Here is a 16687-nt window from a genome sequence, read left to right on the forward strand (position 1 = left end):
GACCGGCGCCGCCTCCCTCAGGCCAGGTCGACGCCGTGCACGCCGTTGTGGTGGCGCACGGTCGGGAAGGACGCGGTGACGCTGCGCCCGACTCCGGGGGTGCGCTTCTCGACGACGTCGCCGCCGAAGAGCCCGGCCCGCTCGCGCAGCTCGGAGAGCGCGGGGCTGTCGATCCGGTCGGTGAGCGCGTGCAGATCGGCGTCGACGGCGCTCGCGTCGGACTCGGCGCCGGCGTGGCGCTCGCGGTCGTCGTCGACCTCGACGCGCAGGCCGGTGGCGGTCCAGCGGGAGGTGATCCGCAGCTCGGTGCCGGTGCCGCCGGACTCGAGGGCCTCGTCGAAGGCGTACTCGAGGACGCGCATCACGGCGACGTCCGCGCCGTCCTGCAGCGGGAACGGCTCGCCGAAGGTCTCCTCCTGCACGACCAGGCCGCGCTCGCGAGCGCTCGCGATCAGGGAGTCCGTCCCTCCGGCCAGGGGCAGCTCGCGCGGATCGACCGCGGCGACCGTCGCGATGCGGCGCAGCTGGGCGAGCGACGCCTCCGCGGCGCTGACGGCCCGGCCCGCGGAGCGCGAGGCGGCGGCGGGATCGCGGTCGATGGTGAGGCGCACGCTCTCGGCCTCCTCGACGACCTTCGACGCAGCGCGGACGGCGAGCTGCTCGAGCTCGCCGACGATGCGCAGCCGCGCCTCCTGCTCCCGGACGGACAGCTCGAGGGCGACGGCGCGCGCCGCCTCCTCGGCTCGGCTGTCGAGCGCACGGCGCTCGGCGGCGGCGGAGCGGCGCCACAGGACGATCGCCGCCGCCGCGACGATCAGGGCGAGGACGAGGACGACTTCGAGCACGACGGCCTCCGGGGCATCAGGGAACGGCGCGGGGGACGCCGGAGAGCGATGGTACCCGGGAGCGGGCGCGAGAGCCGGAGGCGCGGCGGGGGCTTGCGGTCGCCTCCCCCGACTCGGGTGAGCGGTCAGCCCTCGCGGCGGCTGCGCGCGACGGTGAACTTCGCGCTGCGCTCGATGATCTTGGTCGGCCCCACGGAGCGGCGCAGCTCGGCCGGGTGCGCGAGGTGCGAGTTGAAGACCGTCCACAGCTCGCCGCCGGGGCGGAGGATGCGGCCCGCGGCCGCGATCATCCGGCGCGCCACGAGGTCGGTCACCGCGCCATCGGAGTGGAACGGCGGGTTGCAGAGCACCACGTCGACCGAGCCGTCGGCGAGCGTGGAGGCGTTGTCGTCGTGGAGCAGCCGGATGCGCTCACCCAGGCCGTTCGCGTCGGCGGTCAGGCCGGCGGACTCGACGGCCGCGCGGGAGCTGTCGGTGGCGATCACCTCGAGGTCCGGGCGGGCGAGCGCGAGCGAGGCGGCCAGCACTCCGGAGCCGCAGCCGAGGTCGACCGCCACTCCCCCGGGCAGCGCGGCCGGGTCGAGCGCGGCGAGCAGCGCCCGCGTGCCGAGGTCGAGCTTGGCGCCGGCGAAGACTCCGGGCAGCGCGACGACCTCGAGCCGGTGCTCGGCCAGGCGGCGGCGCTCCGCACCGGCGGCCGCGGGCTGCTCCGCCTTCGCCTCGCTCGCGAGCAGCGCGCGCGACTTCTGCCGGGCGAGGCTGACGTCGATCCGGTCGTAGCGGCGGGCCAGCACCTCGTTCATGCCGAGCGACATGTGCTTGATCCGGCCGGCGCCGATGAGCTGCGCGGCCGGGTTCGCGAGCGCGACCTCGGCCGCGACGGCGGCCAGGGCGTCGAGCGAGCGTGGGAGGCGCAGCAGCACGATCTCGGCGCCCTCGACCGCCTGGGCGATCGAGTCGGCGATCGTGAAGGGCGCGAGCTCGATGCCGGCGGCGCGCACCGTCTCAGCGTTCGCCGCGAGGGCCCGCTCGGCGACGATCGAGTCCTGGGCGGAGGACACCGTCACGCCGTCCGCGGCGAGGGCCAGCGTCAGCGCTCCGAAGGCGTCGCCGACGACGGCGACCCGGGAGTGCCCCGCGGCGAGGTCGAGGAGGAGGCGGTCGCTCGCGTCGACCGCGACGAGGTCGGGGACCTCGACGTCGGGCCGGCGGCGGAGGAGGTCGAGGACGTCGTCGCGCATGGTGGCTCCGGTCGGGGTCGTGGCGGAGAGCACGGCGGACCGGTGGGGACGGAACCAGACAGGGAGACCGGGCCGGGGCGACCGACTCGAGGGCACGAAAAAGGGCCCAGGAGTGGAGTCCCAGGCCCTTCGCTCCCCGACTTGGACTCGAACCAAGAACCTACCGGTTAACAGCCGATTGCTCTGCCAATTGAGCTATCGAGGATCATCCGCTCACCCGGAGGCGAACAGCGCGTGATTACTTTAGCAAAGTCTGCGCGAACTCCAAATCCTGGATCAGTAGCCGAGCGCCGGGTCGACGACGCCGAGCAGTTCGCGACCCGCGGCGAAGGCGGCGACGTTGGCGCGGACCCGCTCGGCGAGCAGCGGCGTCGTCATCTCCGGGGTGTCCGCGGAGTGCGGGGTGATCAGGCAGCGCGGCTCGCTCCAGAGCGGATGCCCGTCGGGCAGCGGCTCCGGGTCGGTCACATCCAGAGCGGCTCCGGCGAGCCGACCCTCGGCGAGCGCTTGGACTAGCGCATCGGTGTCGACGAGGCTCCCCCGGGCGACGTTGACCAGCACGGCCTCGGCCGGCAGCCGGTCCAGGAGCGCCGCGTCGACCAGCCGGGCGGTGCCGTCGGTCGCGGCGGCCGCGAGCACGAGGACGTCGGCGTCGGCGACCACGTCGGGTAGCTGCTCCGCGGTGACCGTGCGGTCGGCTCCGGGCAGGGCGGCATCGCTCCGGCGCACCACGGTGACGTGGGCGTCGAAAACGCTCAACAGCCGAAGCAGCTCCACGGCGATGCCGCCCGCGCCCACCACGACGACCCGCGCGCGGTGCAGGGTCCTGGCGCGCTTCACTCCCCAGGAGTCGGCGCGAGCGCGCTCGGGCAGCGAGCGCAGCAGCGCGAGGGTCAGCGCGAGTGCGTGCTCGGCGACCGGCTCGGCGTAGGCGCCCTTCGCGCTGGTCCAGCGCAGCCCTCGATGCCCGGTGCTCCGCAGCACGGGGGCGAACACGTCGACACCCGCCCAGGGCAGCTGCACCCAGCCGATGCCCGGATGCTCGGCGAGGACCTCGGCGAGCTCGTCGGTGCGGCCGTAGGAGAGCCAGAGCAGCGCCTCCGCGTCCTCGACGCCGACGACGGTGCCGCCGCCCGCCTCGATCGCGTCGGTGAAGACGTGCTTCGGCCGGGGCAGCACGGCGAGGCGCGGCGTGCTCATCCGGCCTCCTCCGCGGGGGCCGTGCGCGCGGCGCGGGTGGCGTCGAAGCGCTCGAACTCCGCGAAGGCGGCGCCGAGCTCGCGGACGTAGGGGTGCCGCGAGAAGTTCAGCACCTCGAGCAGCGGTCCGTAGGCGACCACCTCGCCCTCGACCAGCACGGCGATCCGGTCGGTGGCCCGGCTGAGCACGTCGATGTCGTGGCTCACGACGACGGCGGCGAAGCCCTCCTGCCGGCGCAGATCCGTCAGCAGGTCCACGATCGACTCGCGGACCGTCGCGTCGATGCCGGAGGTCGGCTCGTCGGCGATCAGCACCTTCGGGCCGAGGACGAGGGCACGGGCGATCGCGACGCGCTGCCGCTGACCGCTGGAGAGCTCGTAGGGGAAGCGGTCGAGCAGGAACAGCGGCAGGTGCACGGAGTCGAGCAGCGTCGCCACCCGCACTGCGGCGCTCTTCGGGTCGTAGTGGCGGTCGCGGAGGAAGATCGGCTCGGCGATCAGCTCGGAGACGGTCAGCTCCGGACGCAGCACAGCCCCGGCGTCCTGCGCGAGGTGCGCCACGTCGAAGGTGAAGCGCTTGACCTCGCGGGCCGGCATCCCGCGCAGGCGGTGGCCGGAGACGGTCGCCTCGCCGCCGATGATCACCGGTCGCGTCCGCGCGCCGGCCCCGGCCGGGCCGTCGAGCCCCTCGCCGCCCAGCACGCGTGCCAGCGTCGACTTGCCCGAGCCGCTGCCGCCGAGGATCCCGAGCACCTCGCCCGGCTCGACGCGGAGGCTGACCCCGCGCAGCGCGGTCCAGCGCCCGCTGATGCCGCGCGGCGGGTACTCGACGCTCAGGTCGTCGACGACGATGGGCGCCGAGGCGGCGGCGGCTCGGCTCACGCCGTCCGCTCCGCCGCGACGATGCTGCGCAGGAGCTCGCGGCGCTCGGCCTGCTCCCCCGGGTCCGGGACCGGCAGCGAGGCCAGCAGCCGCTGCGTGTACGGGTGCTTGGGCGCGGACAGCACCTCCTCGCCGGTGCCCTCCTCGACCAGCTCGCCGCGGTAGAGCACGGCGATCCGGTCGGCGAGCAGGTCGACGACGGCGAGGTCGTGGCTGATGAAGAGCGAGGCGAAGCCGAACTCGCGCTGCAGCTCCGCGAACAGCTCGAGCACGCGCGCCTGTACCGAGACGTCGAGCGCCGAGGTCGGCTCGTCGGCGATCAGCAGCTTCGGCTCGAGCGCGAGCGAGCGCGCGAGACTCGCGCGCTGCCGCTGACCGCCGGAGAGCTCGTGCGGGTAGCGGTCGCCGTAGGAGCGCGGCAGCTGCACCGCCTCGAGCAGCTCGTCGACCCGCTTCCGCGCGGCGCCGGCGTCGCGGGCGCGGCCGTGCACGATCAGCGGCTCGGCGACGCACTCGGCGATCGTCAGCAGCGGATTGAAGCTCGAGGCCGGGTCCTGGAAGACGAAGCCGATGTCGCCGCGGACGGGACGGAAGGCGCGCTCGCGGATGCCGCGCATCTCCTTGCCGAGCACGCGGAGCGAGCCGCCGGTGACGGGGGTGAGCCCGGCGATCGCGCGGCCGATGGTCGTCTTGCCCGAGCCGCTCTCGCCGACCAGGCCGAGCACCTCGCCCGCGCGGATGCGGAAGGAGACACCGTCGACGGCGACGAAGCCGGGTCGGCCGAGCCGGCCCGGGTACTGGATCCGCAGGTCCTCGGCGAGGACGAGCGTCTCCGCCTCCGGGGCGCCGGCGCGCTCGATGGCGCGCTCCTTCGCCCGGGCGACGCCCTGGCCCACGTGCGGCACGGCGGCCAGCAGCTTGCGGGTGTACTCGGCCTTCGGAGCGGCGAACAGCTCGGCGACCGGCGCCTCCTCGACCAGCTCGCCCTGGTACATCACCGCGACGCGATCGGCCAGGTCGGCGACCACGCCCATGTTGTGGGTGATCAGGACGATCGAGGTGCCGAAGTCGTCGCGGCAGCGGCGGAGCAGGTCGAGGATCTCGGCCTGCACCGTCACGTCGAGAGCCGTGGTCGGCTCGTCGGCGACGATCAGCCCCGGGTCGAGCACGAGCGCCATCGCGATGACGACGCGCTGCTTCTGCCCGCCGGAGAACTGGTGCGGGTAGTAGTCGACCCGCTTCTCGGGCTCGGGGATGCCGACGGTGCGCAGGACGTCGATGGCGCGCTTCCGCGCGTCCTTGCGCGAGACGGAGGCGTGGGCGCGCAGCCCCTCCGCGATCTGCCAGCCGACGGTGAACACCGGGTTGAGGGCGGTGCCCGGCTCCTGGAAGACCATGGCGACGTCGGTGCCGCGGAGCTCGCGCAGGCGCGACTTGGGCACTGAGACCACGTCGGTCGACGAGCTGCCGTCCTTCTTCGAGAGCAGGATGACGCCGGACGCCGTCGCCGTCTCGGGCAGCAGGCCGAGGATGGTCTTGGCCGTCACGGTCTTGCCGCTGCCGGACTCGCCGACGATGGCGAGCACCTCGCCGCGCTCGACCCGGAGGCTGACGCCGGCGACCGCGCGGACCGCGCCGCGGTCGCTCGCGAAGGCGACCTCGAGGTCCTGGATGTCGACGATCGGGCGGGAGCCCGCGTCTGCGGCGCGGGCTGTGTCGGTCGGACGCTGATCGCTCATCGGGTCTTCTCCACTCCGGCGACGGGATCGTGTCCCGGCGTCTCCAGGCCGTCCGCGGGGAGGGTGCCGCCCGGGACGACGGACGTCGCGGCGACGTCGCCGGAACCGGCGGCCACCGCGCGCCGACCGCGCAGGCGCGGGTCGGCGAGGTCGTTGAGGCTCTCGCCGACCAGCGTGATGCCGAGCACGACGAGGACGATGGCCAGGCCCGGGAAGACCGAGGTCCACCAGATGCCGCTGGTCACGTCGGACAGCGCCTTGTTGAGGTCGTAGCCCCACTCGGCGGCCGAGGTCGGCTCGATGCCGAAGCCGAGGAAGCCCAGGCCGGCGAGAGTGAGGATCGCCTCGGACGAGTTCAGCGTGAAGATCAGCGGCAGGGTGCGCGTGGCGTTGCGCAGCACGTGCTTGAACATGATCCGCGGCGTCGAGGCTCCGATGACCTTCGCCGACTCGACGAAGGCGTCGCCCTTGATCCTGACCGTCTCGGCGCGGATCACGCGGAAGTACTGCGGGATGTAGACGACCGTGATCGAGACCGCGGCGGCGAAGATGCCGGACCAGAGGTTCGACTGGCCGCCCGAGATCACGATCGACATCACGATCGCGAGCAGCAGGGTCGGGAAGGCGTAGATCGCGTCGCAGATCACGACGAGCACGCGGTCGAGCCAGCCGCCGAGGTAGCCGGAGACGAGACCGAGGAAGACGCCGAGGAAGATCGACAGCACGACCGCGACCACGATGACCAGGAACGCCGTCTGCGCGCCCCAGAGCACGCGCGAGAGCACGTCGTAGCCGCCGACGGTGGTGCCGAGCAGGTGCTCGGCGCTCGGCGGCTGCTGCGCGCCGAACGACTCGGTGCCGGTGCGCAGCTGCGAGTAGCCGTAGGGCGCGATCAGCGGGGCGAAGGCCGCGACGAGGAGGAACGCGCCGGTGATCACGAGACCGGTGACGAGCATCCCGCGCTGCAGGCCCACGCTCTGCCGGAGCTGGTGGACGACCGGCAGCCGGTCGGCGAGGCGGCGGCGCGGACGCGCCGGAGTGGTGGTGCTCATGGGTCAGTACCTCACTCGGGGGTCGATGAGCGCCGCGATGACGTCGACGATGAAGTTGGTCAGCGCCACGATCACGGCCAGCAGGGCGACGATGCCCTGCACGGCGACGAAGTCGCGCGCCTGGAGGTACTCGGCCAGCTGGAAGCCGAGGCCCTTCCACTCGAAGGTCGTCTCGGTGAGCACCGCGCCGCCGAGCAGCAGGGCGATCTGCAGGCCGATGACGGTGATGATCGGGATCAGCGCCGGTCGGTACGCGTGCGTGCGGACCAGGCGGAACTCGCTCACTCCGCGCGAGCGGGCGGCGTCGACGTAGTCGGTGCCGAGGGTGCCGATCACGTTGGTGCGCACGAGACGGAGGAAGATTCCGGCGGTCAGCAGACCGAGCGCCACGGCCGGGAGCACCGCGTGCGAGAGCACGTCGGCCACGGCGGCGGGGTCGCCGGTCTGGATCGCGTCGATCAGGTAGATGCCGGTCTTGTTCTCGAGGAACTGCAGCGAGAGCTCGGTGTTCGTCGTCGCTCGGCCGGCCACGGGGAACCACTTGAGCCAGACGGAGAAGACCAGCTTGAGCAGGAGCCCGGCGAAGAAGACGGGCGTCGCGTAGCAGAGGATCGCGAAGATGCGCAGGACCGCGTCGGGCGTGCGGTCGCGGTGGTAGGCAGCGAGCATCCCGAGCGGGATGCCGACCAGGAACGCCACGATCAGGGCGTAGAAGGCGAGCTCGACGGTCGCGGCGCCGTAGGTGACCAGCACCTCGGTGACCGGGCGGTTGTCGCTCAAGGTGGTGCCGAAGTCGCCGCGCAGCAGATTGCCGAGGTACTCGAGGTACTGCACGATCAGCGGGCGGTCGTAGCCGGCCGCGGCCACGCGCTCGGCCAGCTGGTCGGCGGTGAGCCGACCGCCCAGCGCCGCGGTGATCGGGTCGCCCGTCGAGCGCATGAGCAGGAACACCATCGTCACGAGGATGAAGACGGTCGGGATGATGAGCAGGAAGCGGACGAGCAGATAGCGCCCGAGTCCTCCTCCGGAGCCGCGCGGTCGCCGGGTGGGCGCCGTCGCCGCAGCCGTCGTGGCTGTCGTCACGTGATGCCTTTCGTGGAGAACGGCCGGCGCCTCCCGGGTGGGGAGGCGCCGGCCGGAGGGGTGGATCAGCCCTTGCTGAGCGCCGCGTAGCGGAACTTGAACGAGGCGTCGAGGGTGTCCTCGGCTCCGCTCACGGTGCTGCCGACGATCGCGACCTGCGAGCCCTGGAGGTAGGGCAGGGTCGACAGCTGCGCCGCCACCTTGTCCTGGATCTCCTCGATCAGCGCGGTGCGCGCATCGGCGTCGGTGGTGGAGACCTGCTCGGCGATCAGGCTCTGCACGTCGGCGTCGTCGAAGTGGTTCGCGAGGAAGTTCTCCTTGATGAAGAACGGCGACAGGTAGTTGTCGGCGTCGGAGTAGTCCGGGAACCAGCCGAGCTGGTACGCCGGGTAGACGTCGCTCGAGCGGTCCTTGGAGTACTGGACCCACTCGGTCGTCTGCAGGTTCACGGTGAACAGGCCGGTCGACTCGAGCTGGTCCTTGATCAGCGCGTACTCGTCGCCCGAGGACGGACCGTAGTGGTCGTTCGAGTACTGCAGGTTGAGGGTGACGGGGGTGGTGACGCCCGCGGCCTGGAGCGTGGCGGCCGCCTTGTCCGCGTCCGCTCCGCCCTGGCCGTCGCCGTAGAGGCCCTTGAGAGACTCGGTCGCACCGGTGAGGCCCTGGGGGACGTAGGAGTACAGCGGGGTGTAGGTGCCCTTGTAGACCTGGTCGGCGATCTCCTGGCGGTCGATCAGATCGGCCGCGGCCTGACGGACCGCGAGCGCCTTGGCCGCGTCGGCCTCGGCGGTCGTCGCGCCGAAGGGCTGCGTGTCGAAGTTGAAGGTGATGTAGCGGATCTCGCCGCCGGGACCGTCGACGACCTTGACGGCGTCGTTCCCGCGGAGGTCCTCGACGTCGGTCGCGGAGAGGCTCCGGTACGCGACGTCGATGTTGCCCTCCTGGATGTCCAGCTTCAGGTTCGAGCTGTCCGCATAGTACTTGACGTTGACGGTGCCGGTCTTCGCCGCGCCGAGCACGCCCTGGTAGTCGTCGTACGCCTTGTACTGGATCAGGTTGTTCACGTCGTAGTTGGCGATCGTGTACTGCCCGGCGAAAGCGTCGCCCGAGACGATGTCCGCGTCGGCGGTCAGCGCGTCGGCCGAGAAGACCTCCTCGTCCACGATCGGGCCCGCGGGGCTCGAGAGGATCTGCGGGAAGGTCTGGTCGTTCTCCGACTTCAGCGTGAAGACGACGGTGGTGTCGTCCGGCGCCGCGACGCTGTCGAGGTTCGCGAGGAGCGACGACGGGCCGTTCTCGGCCGCGATGGCGACCTGGCGGTCGAAGGAGAACTTGACGTCCGAGGAGGTCAGGTCGTGGCCGTTGGCCCACTTCAGTCCGTCCTTGAGCGTGACCGTGTACTCGGTCGGCGCGGTGAACTCGGCCGACTCGGCGATGTCGGGCTCGACGTCCGGGCTGCCGTAGGGGGTGTTCATCAGGAACGGGAACACCTGGTTCATCACGGCGAAGGAGCCGTTGTCGTACGAACCGGCGGGGTCGAGCGTGGTGATCTTGTCGGTGGTGCCGATGGTGAGCGTGCCGCCGGCGGCGCCGCCGGTCGAGTCCCCGCCGCCGGCGGAGCAGCCCGCCAGCACGAGCGCGACCGCGGCGAAGCCTGCTGCCGTGCCGAGTGCTCGCGAACCGCGAGTGAATCCGGATGTCATCTCCGTCTGCCTCTTCCTGTCAGAAATCGGATGCGGACCTCGGCGTGGAACGCGGTCCCGCGGCGCAGAGTCCGTCTCGCACGGGGTCCGTGCGGAGCGGGGTCGACCCGGCGCACTGCCCTTCAGGCGCACGGTGTTCTCTGGGCGCACGGGGGCCACGACGCTGAGCGCCCGCATTGCTGTTCCTCAGTGGTAACACATGCGGAAGCGCTCTCCGAACCGGCGCGGGCCCTGCGGCGCTTTCTTCACACGACTGCAACACGTCCCTCATCGAGGGCACGGGGCGCCCGCGGCACCCTCATTCGGTGCGCAGCGCCCGCTTCTCGCGCTCCAGCTCGACCAGGCGGACCTGCACGGCCCGGGAGAGCACGGGGTCGGTCGAGGCGCGCTGCAGGGCGCCGCGCAGCTCCGCGATCTCGCGCAGGAGATCGCGCTCGATCAGCGAGATCGCGACGTCCTTCGAGTAGCGGGCGAGGCCCGCCTCGTCGGCGGCCGGGATCGGCGCGACCGCCAGCTGGTGCACGAGCGAGGCGAACGGCCCGGGCACGTCGGCCGCCACGTGCTCGACCCAGTCGCGGTCCTGCGCGCGCTCGAGGTTGGCGACGACGGCGTCGCGGACGACGCGGAGGGTCTCGTTCGTGACCGCGGCGTGCGCGGCGCGGGCGAGCAGGGCCTCCCCCATCACCTGGGGCAGCTGGAGCATGGCCATCAGCGCCTCGCGCTCGATCCGCGTGACGACGTCGACGGGGAGGTCGGCGATCCGCGCGCCGGCCGGCGTCTCGGGGGCGTCCTCCTGCGGGCGCTCGTCCCGGCCGCCCGGCGCGTTGCGCGCACGGGAGCCGGCGGAGCGGACGGCGGAGTTGACCTCGGACATGTCCAGGCCGAGCATCCGGGCGAGCTCGCGGGAGTAGCCGGGGCGCAGCGCCGGGTCGCGGATCTCGGCGACGACCGGGGCGGCGGCGCGCAGGGCGGCGATCCGGCCCTCGACCGTGTCGAGGTCGTAGCGCGCGAGCAGCTGGCGGATGACGAACTCGAACATCGGCTTCTTGTCGTCGATGAGCCGGCGGACGGCGTCGTCGCCGCGGTTGAGGCGGAGGTCGCAGGGGTCGAGGCCCTCGGGCGCGACGGCGACGAAGGTCTGCGCGGCGAAGCGGTGCTCCTCCTGGAACGCGCGCATCGCGGCCTTCTGGCCGGCGGCGTCCGGGTCGAAGGTGAAGACGACCTCGCCGACGCCGCTGTCGTCGCCGAGCACGCGGCGCAGGACCTTGATGTGGTCGACGCCGAAGGAGGTGCCGCAGGTGGCGACCGCGGTGGTGACGCCCGCGAGGTGGCAGGCCATCACGTCGGTGTAGCCCTCGACGACGACGACGCGGTGGCCGCGGGAGATGTCGCGCTTGGCCAGGTCGAGCCCGTAGAGCACCTGCGACTTGTGGTAGACGGGCGACTCGGGGGTGTTCAGGTACTTCGGGCCCTTGTCCTCCTCGAGGAGGCGGCGCGCGCCGAAGCCGACGGTCTGCCCGGTGACGTCGCGGATCGGCCAGACGAGCCGGCCGCGGAAGCGGTCGTAGACGCCGCCGCGGTTGCTGCTGCTGACGAGGCCCGCCGTGGTCAGCTCCTCCTCGGAGAAGCCGCGGCGCTTGAGGGCGGTGGTCAGGCCGTCCCAGCCGTCGGGGGCGAAGCCGACGCCGAAGCGGTCGGCGGCAGCGCGGTCGAAGCCGCGCTCGCCGAGGAAGCGGCGGCCGACGTCGGCGCCGGGGGTGGCCAGCTGCTCGCGGAAGAACTCCTCCGCGGCGTTGTTCGCGGCGATGAGGCGGGCGCGTCCGCCGGTCTCGGGGGCCTGGCCGCCGCCCTCCTCGTACTGCAGCGGGAAGCCGATGCGGCCGGCGAGCCGCTCCACGGTCTCGCTGAACGAGGTGTGGTCCATCTTCATCACGAAGCTGTAGACGTCGCCCGATTCCTGGCAGCCGAAGCAGTGGTAGAAGCCGGCCTGGGGCCGCACGTGGAAGCTCGGGCTGCGCTCGTCGTGGAACGGGCAGAGCCCCTTCAGCGAGCCGACGCCCGCCGACTTCAGCGTCACGTACTCGCCGACCACGTCCGCGATGTTGACCCTGGCCTTGACCTCCTCGACATCCGTCTGTCGAATCCGAGGCATGCCTCCCATCGTATCCGCCGCCACCCGCCCCCCGGCCGAGTGCGCCGTTTCCACTGCCCGCCGCCCCGCATGCCGGTCGAGCAGCCGCGGAACCAGCAAGAAGGAGCGCCGACCGGCGCACGCACCACCCGCGCGCATGCTGGTCGAGCAGCCAGGGAACGCGGCGCCCCCCATGCTGGTCGAGTAGCCGCGGAACGCGGCGTATCGAGACCCACCGTCCCCAGCAGGACGGGTCTGCAGACTCGTCCTGCTGACGCTGGTGGATCTCGATACGCCCGCTGCGCGGGCTACTCGATCAGCATGGGCTTCCCACCGAACCGGACACGTCGGTCTCGATACGGGCGCTCCGCGCCCTACTCGACCAGCGAGAAGGAGCGCCGGCGGGCGCACCCGCCACCCGCGCACATGCTGGTCGAGTAGCCCCGCAGGGGCGTATCGAGCGGCGAAGCCGCTTCGCGTCTCGGTGGTGAGGGAAAGGACGCGGCTGCGCCGCGTCATGTTGGTCGAGTAGCCCCGCAGGGGGCGTATCGAGACCCGCCACCACCAACAGGGCGGGTCTGCAGACTCGCGTTCTGACGCTGGCGGATCTCGATACGCCCGCTGCGCGGCCTACTCGATCAGCATGGGCCTCCCACCGAACCGGACACGGCAGCCGCCGTCGTCGTGCGAAGCACGCGACCCGCACCCACATGCTGGTCGAGTAGCCGCGGCACGCGGCGTATCGAGACCGCCCCGCCCGACGCGTCGGTCTCGATACGGCCGCTGCGCGCCCTACTCGACCAGCATGAAGATCGGCCTCCCGGCGGTCGCGGCGCAGGATGCAGCCGAACGGGTGATTCGCGTGCCAGCGAATCGCGCTAGGCGTCCGCGACCCGCTCTACGGAACGCACCACCCCGAGGAGCCGACTGCGCGGACGCCGGGCGGGGACCGGCGTCCGAGCGAGCCGGGCTGCGCCCGGCGAGCTCAGTGGCACAGCCTCTCGAACCAGCTCAGGGCGCTCTGGTCGGTGAGGTTGGCGACCTGGTCGACGACGACGCGGCGGCGGGCGTCGTCGGTGCCGGCGGCGTTCCAGTCCTCGGCGAAGCCGGCGTCGAGGGCGCCGGCGCCGCGCTCGAGGAGGGTGTCGGCGAGGCGGGTGAGGACCTCGCGCTGCTGGGCGTAGATCGGCTGGCGGGTGTTCCGCGACATCACGAAGGTGGCGACGATGCCCTTGAGCACGGCGATCTCGGCCTGCTGCTCGCGGGGGACGACGACGTGGCCGCCGAAGCGGACGAGGTCCGGGTGGGAGTAGGCCTCGCGGGTGGCCTCGGTGGCGGACGCGGCGAAGCGGCCGATGAGCTGGCTGGTGAGGTTCTTCAGCCGGGCCTGATCGCGGCGGGAGCCGTCCCAGGAGTCGACCCAGACGTCGAGGGAGTCGAGGCGGTCGAAGGCGGCGACGAGCTCGTCGTGGCCGATCTCGCCGCCGACCCAGGAGTGCATCGACTCGACGAGGTCGTCGTGGTCGACGCGGGAGCCGAGCGCGGCGACGTCGATGTAGCCGGAGAAGACGGCGTCCTCGAAGTCGTGCACCGAGTAGGCGATGTCGTCGGAGAGGTCCATCACCTCGGCCTCGATGCAGCGGACGCCGTCGGGGGCGCCCTCGCGCATCCAGGTGAAGGCGGGCTCGTCGTCGGCGTAGAAGCCGTACTTGGCGCGGCCGGACGGGTCGGCGACGGAGCGGGTGTCGGGCCAGGGGTACTTGCAGCTGGCGTCGAGGCTCGAGCGGGTGAGGTTCAGACCGTAGGGACGGTCGTCGTCGCCGAACACCTTCGCCTCGAGGCGGGTGAGCAGGCGGAAGGTCTGCGCGTTGCCCTCGAAGCCGCCGATCGACTCGGCCCAGGTGTTCAGGGCCCGCTCGCCGTTGTGGCCGAAGGGCGGGTGGCCGATGTCGTGGGCGAGGCAGGCCGTGTCGACGACGTCGGGGTCGAGGTCGAGGCTGGTGGCGAGCTCGCGGCCGATCTGCGCGACCTCGAGCGAGTGCGTCAGCCGGTTGCGAGCGAAGTCGACACCGGCGGTCGGGCTGAGCACCTGCGTCTTCGCGGCGAGGCGGCGGAGCGAGCTGGAGTGGAAGAGCCGCGCGCGATCGCGGGCGAAGTCGGAGCGGCGAGTGCTGTGGTCCTCCGGCAGGAACCGCTCGACGTCGACGAGCGAGTACCCCCAGAGCGCGCGGTCATCCACCGCTGTGGTGGATCTCGGCGGCCGAGACGGCGTCGCGCTGGTCGGCGTTCAGCTCGCGGGACTCGAGCCAGCGGTCGGGCAGCGAGGGCGTCTTCGGCGAGCCGGCGCGGCCGCGCTGGCCCTCGGCCGCCTCGCCGGGGTACGGCACGTCGGGGTCGAGGGTGGCGAGCAGCTCGTCGAGCTCGGCGAGGGTGACCACGGAGGCCATCCGCGCGCGCAGGTCGCCGCCGACCGGGTAGCCCTTGAAGTACCAGGCGACGTGCTTGCGGATGTCGCGGCAGCCGCGCTCCTCGCTCTCGAAGAACTCGCAGATCAGCTGGGCGTGCCGGCGGAAGGCGGTGGCGACCTGGCCGAGGGTCGGCGTGAAGCGCTCGTCGGAGCCGGCGAAGGCGGCGGCGAGGTCGCCGAAGAGCCACGGGCGGCCGAGGCAGCCGCGCCCGACGACGACGCCGTCGCAGCCGGTCTCGCTCATCATCCGCAGCGCGTCCTCGGCCGACCAGATGTCGCCGTTGCCGAGCACGGGGACGCTCGAGATCGCCTGCTTGAGGGTCGTGATCGCCGACCAGTCGGCCTGGCCGCTGTAGAACTCGGAGGCGGTGCGCGCGTGCAGCGCGATGGAGGCGACCCCCGCGCCCTCCGCCGCCCGGCCGGCCTCGAGGTAGGTGAGGTGGTCGGAGTCGATGCCCTTGCGCATCTTGACCGTCAGCGGGACGTCCCCGGCGGCCTTCACCGCGCCCTCGACGATCTGGCGGAACAGCGGGAGCTTCCACGGCAGGGCCGCCCCCCCGCCCTTGCGGGTGACCTTGGCGACGGGGCAGCCGAAGTTGAGGTCGATGTGGTCGGCGCGGTCCTCCGCGACGAGCATGGTCACGGCCTCGGCGACCGTCTTCGGGTCGACCCCGTAGAGCTGGATCGAGCGGACCTTCTCGCTCGGGTGGTGGCGGATGAGGCGCATCGACTCCGGGGTGCGCTCGACGAGCGCGCGGGAGGTGATCATCTCGCTGACGTAGAGCCCGTTGCCGAACTCGCGGCAGAGCCGGCGGAACGCGGTGTTGGTGATCCCGGCCATGGGCGCGAGGACGACGGGGGCGTCGAGTTCGAGGGGGCCGATCCGGAGCGCCGGCGCGGTGCGCGCGGGCGGTGCGGCCATGAGAGTGGAGGACATCGGTATCGATTCTCCCAGATCCTGTGTTGGGGAAGGCGAACGAGCGGAGAGGTGGGGACGGATGGACGGGAACGGCACTGTGGAGGACGGCACCGTGAAGAACGACACTGTGGAGGACGGCACCGTGGAGGACGGTCCGGCGCGGTTCGAGGCGGACGCGCGGGAGCGCGGACTCGACGTCGAGATCGTCGACCGCCCGGAGGCCGGGAGCCTGGCCGAGGCGGCCGAGCTGCTGGGCATCGAGCCCGGCTCGATCGTGAAGTCGCTGGTGGTCAAACGCCACGACGGCGGCTTCGTCTTCGCGCTGGTGCCGGGCGGACGGCAGATCTCCTGGCCGCTGCTGCGCGCGGTGGTCGGCGTGAACAAGCTCCGGCTGCCCGACGAGTCGGTGGCGCTCGAGGCGACGGGCTATCGCCGCGGCACGATCACGCCGATCGGCTCGACGACCGCCTGGCCCGTCGTCGCGGACGAGCGGATCGTCGGCCGCCGGATCGCGATGGGCGCCGGCACGGGCGGCCGCAGCGCCTTCGTCGAGGCGGACGCGCTGATCGCGGCCTACGGCGCGACCGTCGCGGACATCACGGTCGAGGAGCCTGCTCGCTGACAGCGGGAGCGGCAGGAGTCGGCACCGCGCAGACACCGTCCTCGCAGACGGGTATGTCCGCGGCGCCGAGCATCTCGAACGGCCCGCTCGGCACTCGATCGCTCATGCGACGACCGCCCGCTGCGACAGCACGTGCTCGAGCACCTCGGTGAACGCCGTCGGCTCCTGCGCGCCCGAGACGCCGAAGCGGCCGTCGAGCACGAAGAACGGCACTCCGTTGATCCCGTACTCGCGGGCCTGCGCGATGTCGGACTGCACGTCGGCGAGGTGGCGCTGCTCGTCCAGCGCTCGGTGCGCCTCGTCGGCGTCGAGCCCGACCTCGGCGGAGAGGGCGGCCAGGACGTCGGAGTCGGCGAGGTCGCGCCCCTCGACGAAGTAGGCGCGGAGCAGCCGCTCCTTAAGCTCGAGCTGCAGCCCGTTCGCCTTCGCGTGGTGGAGCGCCTGGTGCGCCCGCACGGTCTTCACGTGCACGACCGACTCGAAGTGGTAGTCGAGGTCGACCCCTGCGGCGATCGCCGTGACGGAGTCGAGCATCTGCTGCGCCTGCTCCAGCGGGACGCCCTTGTGCTGCGCGAGGAACTCGGCCGTGCCGCCGCGGTAGTCCTCCGGCGTCTCCGGCGAGAGCTCGAAGCTGCGGTACTCGACCGCGACCTCGGGTGCGTCGGGGTTCGCGGCGCGGAACGCCGCCAGCCCGCGCTCGAACTTGCGCTTGCCGATGTAGCACCAGGGGCACGCGATGTCGGACCAGATGTCGACGGTGATGGGGGTCTGCGCTTCGCTCACTCCGAGGACAACCGCCGTCAC

13 protein-coding genes and 1 tRNA gene are annotated in these 16687 nt (G+C 72.3%); 1 reads left to right on the forward strand and 13 read right to left on the reverse strand.

The genetic code is table 11. From position 1 onward, the window contains the following. Positions 1-17 precede the first annotated feature (17 nt). The 12 genes from HQQ86_RS01475 to dusB all read right to left on the reverse strand — a co-directional run bounded on the left by HQQ86_RS01475 (position 18) and on the right by dusB (position 15279). Complete coding sequence (locus tag HQQ86_RS01475; RefSeq protein WP_173285898.1) at positions 18-845, reverse strand: hypothetical protein; 828 nt, start codon at positions 843-845, stop codon at positions 18-20. Between the two features lie 125 nt (positions 846-970). Next, on the reverse strand, positions 971-2086 hold the full coding sequence (locus HQQ86_RS01480) for a class I SAM-dependent methyltransferase (protein WP_173285900.1): 1116 nt from the start codon (positions 2084-2086) through the stop codon (positions 971-973). A 132-nt stretch (positions 2087-2218) separates the two neighbouring features. Then, positions 2219-2291 (reverse strand) — tRNA-Asn (locus HQQ86_RS01485). A gap of 71 nt (positions 2292-2362) precedes the next feature. Then, positions 2363-3286: a D-isomer specific 2-hydroxyacid dehydrogenase family protein gene (locus HQQ86_RS01490; RefSeq protein ID WP_173285902.1), complete on the reverse strand. Its 924-nt coding sequence runs from the start codon at positions 3284-3286 to the stop codon at positions 2363-2365. Continuing rightward, positions 3283-4167, reverse strand: coding sequence for an ATP-binding cassette domain-containing protein (locus tag HQQ86_RS01495; protein ID WP_367948511.1), 885 nt, complete (start codon positions 4165-4167; stop codon positions 3283-3285). The genes HQQ86_RS01490 and HQQ86_RS01495 overlap by 4 nt, the downstream gene beginning before the upstream one ends. Further along, positions 4164-5906, reverse strand: coding sequence for an ABC transporter ATP-binding protein (locus HQQ86_RS01500; protein ID WP_173285903.1), 1743 nt, complete (start codon positions 5904-5906; stop codon positions 4164-4166). Before HQQ86_RS01500 ends, HQQ86_RS01495 begins: the two co-directional genes overlap by 4 nt. Beyond that, positions 5903-6958, reverse strand: coding sequence for an ABC transporter permease (locus tag HQQ86_RS01505; protein WP_173285905.1), 1056 nt, complete (start codon positions 6956-6958; stop codon positions 5903-5905). Before HQQ86_RS01505 ends, HQQ86_RS01500 begins: the two co-directional genes overlap by 4 nt. A gap of 3 nt (positions 6959-6961) precedes the next feature. After that, positions 6962-8041, reverse strand: coding sequence for an ABC transporter permease (locus HQQ86_RS01510; protein ID WP_123445640.1), 1080 nt, complete (start codon positions 8039-8041; stop codon positions 6962-6964). Between the two features lie 65 nt (positions 8042-8106). After that, a complete protein-coding gene (locus HQQ86_RS01515) occupies positions 8107-9744 on the reverse strand; it encodes an ABC transporter substrate-binding protein (protein WP_173285907.1) in 1638 nt (545 codons plus the stop codon). Between the two features lie 298 nt (positions 9745-10042). Next, positions 10043-11896 carry a DNA primase gene (dnaG, locus tag HQQ86_RS01520; RefSeq protein WP_173285909.1) on the reverse strand — a complete coding sequence of 618 codons (1854 nt, stop codon included), beginning with the start codon at positions 11894-11896 and terminating at the stop codon, positions 10043-10045. Positions 11897-12860: 964 nt separating this feature from the next. Continuing rightward, the gene (locus HQQ86_RS01525; protein WP_173285911.1) at positions 12861-14114 is read right to left on the reverse strand and encodes a deoxyguanosinetriphosphate triphosphohydrolase; all 1254 of its coding nucleotides are present in this window, start codon (positions 14112-14114) and stop codon (positions 12861-12863) included. After that, entirely contained in the window at positions 14107-15279 is a 1173-nt protein-coding gene (gene dusB / locus HQQ86_RS01530) for a tRNA dihydrouridine synthase DusB (RefSeq protein ID WP_173285913.1), read from the reverse strand. The genes HQQ86_RS01525 and dusB overlap by 8 nt, the downstream gene beginning before the upstream one ends. Positions 15280-15373: 94 nt before the next feature. On the opposite strand from dusB, the gene HQQ86_RS01535 reads away from it, so the two are divergent. After that, a complete protein-coding gene (locus tag HQQ86_RS01535) occupies positions 15374-15883 on the forward strand; it encodes an aminoacyl-tRNA deacylase (protein WP_367948512.1) in 510 nt (169 codons plus the stop codon). Positions 15884-15985: 102 nt separating this feature from the next. Here HQQ86_RS01535 and HQQ86_RS01540 read toward each other — a convergent pair whose 3' ends face one another. Then, positions 15986-16666, reverse strand: a complete 681-nt coding sequence (locus HQQ86_RS01540) for a DsbA family oxidoreductase (RefSeq protein ID WP_173285917.1) — start codon at positions 16664-16666, stop codon at positions 15986-15988. Positions 16667-16687 lie beyond the last annotated feature (21 nt).

Origin of the sequence: Rathayibacter sp. VKM Ac-2857 (genome assembly GCF_013205025.1) — a bacterium.
GTDB lineage: Bacteria > Actinomycetota > Actinomycetes > Actinomycetales > Microbacteriaceae > Rathayibacter.

What these genes read in the sequence shown, in the direction of transcription:
- HQQ86_RS01480 (WP_173285900.1), bottom strand. Translation starts at nt 2,086, where the DNA reads ATGCGCGACGACGTCCTCGACCTCCTCCGCCGCCGGCCCGACGTCGAG.
- HQQ86_RS01490 (WP_173285902.1), bottom strand. Translation starts at nt 3,286, where the DNA reads ATGAGCACGCCGCGCCTCGCCGTGCTGCCCCGGCCGAAGCACGTCTTC.
- HQQ86_RS01500 (WP_173285903.1), bottom strand. Translation starts at nt 5,906, where the DNA reads ATGAGCGATCAGCGTCCGACCGACACAGCCCGCGCCGCAGACGCGGGC.
- HQQ86_RS01505 (WP_173285905.1), bottom strand. Translation starts at nt 6,958, where the DNA reads ATGAGCACCACCACTCCGGCGCGTCCGCGCCGCCGCCTCGCCGACCGG.
- HQQ86_RS01515 (WP_173285907.1), bottom strand. Translation starts at nt 9,744, where the DNA reads ATGACATCCGGATTCACTCGCGGTTCGCGAGCACTCGGCACGGCAGCA.
- dnaG (WP_173285909.1), bottom strand. Translation starts at nt 11,896, where the DNA reads ATGCCTCGGATTCGACAGACGGATGTCGAGGAGGTCAAGGCCAGGGTC.
- dusB (WP_173285913.1), bottom strand. Translation starts at nt 15,279, where the DNA reads ATGTCCTCCACTCTCATGGCCGCACCGCCCGCGCGCACCGCGCCGGCG.